Raw genomic sequence first — 2,572 nt, forward strand, 5'->3', positions numbered from 1 at the left:
GTTTAACCAGAAAATAATAAAAAGTCTCAGATTTCATATAGACTCCCGAGTGATATTACGCATTGTTATTATTTTAATCTAAAGAATTCCTCGCAGCTTGCTGCGGGGTAAAACTCTGCTATGTGGTATAATGGATAAATGAGTGATCATATTCACAAAAGACACAATAAGAATCTAATGCTGTACCATCTCGTTTGTCCGGTAAAATATCGATTGGATATAATCAACAAAGAACTCGAGCAAACCATAGAGCAAACCTGTTTTGAAATCAGCAAGAGATACGAAATTCACTTTGTTGAAATTGGCACAGACGAAGATCATATACATTTTCTTCTGCAATCAATACCGAATATGTTGCCAAGCCGAATGGTGCAAATTCTGAAAAGCATCACAGCCAGAGAGATATTCTCTAAACACCCCGAAGTAAGAAAATTTCTCTGGGGCGGTAAATTCTGGTCAAACGGATATTACATCAATACAGTAGGGCATTATGGCAATGAAAAAGTTATTGCCAATTATGTCCGTGAACAAGGAAAAAGTTATAAGCAAATACATCGCAGTGAGCCGACGCTATTTGACTGCCTAGACTAACAACGGGCACCAGATACCTCGCAGCTTGCTGCGGGGTGATTCATTCTTTCGATAAGTATTATAGATATCCTTCGACAACTCTTTTGAAAAACCAGAATCAGAAGAGAGCTATTTATTTTACCTTCTCTTTCAACAGGAATTTTATTAAATCTTTACTAAGTTGGGTCTCTCTTCCCAATCGGTTAAGCAGATCAGATTCGGATAAGCTCTCTGCCTTAAGTTCCTGTATTCTGTCAAAAACCTCAGGCTTAATCTCAGAATATTCGTTAATGTCTTTTCTATGCCCCCATACATCGCCTTCCAATAATTCAACACCCTGCATATTAAGGAACATCTTCGTAGAATTTGATACTGTCCTCATATACGAACTTGGTATATGTATTGCTTTCACGCCAGGACATGTTCGCACTAATGTGAAAATATCCTTGTTAGAAGGCCTGAAAGCAAGGTGAATTATCTTTTCACCTTTACCGAGGGAATTTATCTCCTCCTTTGAACTTACTACTCTTATTCTCATATGAACCTCCCATTTCAATTTTAAACCACTTTTCTCTACAGTTTTCTATGCAGTATAACTTTACCACATAGTATAAAAAGTTATCCAAATATTTTTAAAGGCCGTGTCTATCGATGTCGAATTGTTTATCAGTCTTCAGGTCTAATATATATTCATGCCTTACTTTGACATAACAGAAAAGCGCCCCCGCATCAATATCTTCAAGATTAACGGCGCTTATTATTTCAAGCAGTTCTTCGATGATCCGGAACTATTCAGGGAACTTGAACCGTTTTATGAGAAGCAACGGTACCGTTTCAAAATGCCAACAGCAGGGGAGAGAAATAAAGTGATGAAGCTCTTGGAGAGGAAGGGATACGATACTACCTTAATTGAAGACCCCGCGCCGTTCACTGTGGAAATAAGCAAGAATCAGAAATATGGCGAACTTCTCAAGAACTCAGTAGAAAATTACCCACTACGAGATAAAATAGTGCTTGTTATGAAAGATATGATGTGGGTTGAGCAGGCTTTAGCAATGGGAGCGGTGGCGAAGAAAACTAGCTGAAACAGAGCAGTTTTAAGGAATGGTTCGAGGTGGGAAATAGGTAGGAGAGCGGATTAACTATTTGACTCCCACCCAAAAACTGGCAAGGCTCTTACTTGTAACCATTTTACTAATTGTTTCACTAAATTCATACTCTATGAAATACCTATTACTTTTTCTTAAGTTCATAGAGTATGAATTTTCATAATATAAACCCTTAAGTTGAAGGTTTCAGCCACCATATGAGAAATGTTCTTAAGGATTGTTGCCATATAAAGTAGAGGCGACCCGATGAAAAAATCAGCACCAGTCGTATTACTTCTTTTAATAGTTGCTTTTTCAGGCTGTACAGGTTCGAAATCTACTGGCGCTACTCTCCCGGACGAACTTCAAAATGTCCAACTTGCAAATCCTAATCTCAATGGGAAAATCATTGATGTTAAGCTGGTCCCAAGCGACATCAGAGCGGGAGAAAATGTTACAGCAGAACTTATCATAGCCAATGCGGGTGCTGAAAATATTACTAAAGAGTCGGTCGAACTAAGATCAAAAGCCGAGACGCTGGATGATACCATAGCGAACCTTGCGCTCAAATTCATGGGTGATGACAAAAAGACAAGAACATTTAAAATCGATTTTGACGAAAATATAACGCCTGGAACTGTCAAGCCGATCAGTGCATATTTTCAGACAAAGCAGCAGATGCTGGGAAGGAACCTTGCTGGTACGTACCAGATAACGATCACCCTATCCGTGAACGGACAGAAGGTGGATGCAAAGATAATGCCGGAAACCTTTCATTCAGGCACACGCGGGAATTCACACCCACACCGACACCTCCTCCTACGCCAACTCCCGCTCTCACACCCACGTCTGAACCCATTGTAATAGCTACACCGACAGGAGTGGTTAATCCTTAACTCTGCCTAAATTAAGTA

The 2,572-nt window shown here is 39.6% G+C and carries 4 protein-coding genes; 3 read left to right on the plus strand and 1 reads right to left on the minus strand.

The genetic code is table 11. The annotated features are described in order from the left end of the window. Positions 1 to 138: 138 nt before the first annotated feature. Entirely contained in the window at positions 139 to 591 is a 453-nt protein-coding gene (gene tnpA / locus MNV_RS07705) for an IS200/IS605 family transposase (protein ID WP_096204979.1), read from the plus strand. A 112-nt stretch (positions 592 to 703) separates the two neighbouring features. Here the strand turns inward: tnpA and MNV_RS07710 are convergent, their stop codons facing one another. Next, positions 704 to 1,108 (minus strand): DUF1699 family protein, encoded by a 405-nt coding sequence (locus MNV_RS07710; protein ID WP_096204981.1) that lies wholly within the window; start codon positions 1,106 to 1,108, stop codon positions 704 to 706. Between the two features lie 154 nt (positions 1,109 to 1,262). Between MNV_RS07710 and MNV_RS07715 the strand changes: the two genes are divergently transcribed. Together MNV_RS07715 and MNV_RS07720 are read left to right on the plus strand one after the other, a co-directional pair. Continuing rightward, entirely contained in the window at positions 1,263 to 1,655 is a 393-nt protein-coding gene (locus MNV_RS07715; RefSeq protein WP_096204982.1) for an SIR2 family protein, read from the plus strand. A gap of 270 nt (positions 1,656 to 1,925) precedes the next feature. After that, on the plus strand, positions 1,926 to 2,522 hold the full coding sequence (locus MNV_RS07720) for a hypothetical protein (protein ID WP_096204984.1): 597 nt from the start codon (positions 1,926 to 1,928) through the stop codon (positions 2,520 to 2,522). The last annotated feature ends 50 nt before the right edge of the window (positions 2,523 to 2,572 follow it).

This window comes from Candidatus Methanoperedens nitratireducens, from assembly GCF_900196725.1.
In the GTDB taxonomy this organism is placed as follows: Archaea; Halobacteriota; Methanosarcinia; order Methanosarcinales; family Methanoperedenaceae; genus Methanoperedens; species Methanoperedens nitroreducens_A.

What these genes read in the sequence shown, in the direction of transcription:
- tnpA (WP_096204979.1), top strand. Translation starts at nt 139, where the DNA reads ATGAGTGATCATATTCACAAAAGACACAATAAGAATCTAATGCTGTAC.
- MNV_RS07710 (WP_096204981.1), bottom strand. Translation starts at nt 1,108, where the DNA reads ATGAGAATAAGAGTAGTAAGTTCAAAGGAGGAGATAAATTCCCTCGGT.
- MNV_RS07715 (WP_096204982.1), top strand. Translation starts at nt 1,263, where the DNA reads ATGCCTTACTTTGACATAACAGAAAAGCGCCCCCGCATCAATATCTTC.
- MNV_RS07720 (WP_096204984.1), top strand. Translation starts at nt 1,926, where the DNA reads ATGAAAAAATCAGCACCAGTCGTATTACTTCTTTTAATAGTTGCTTTT.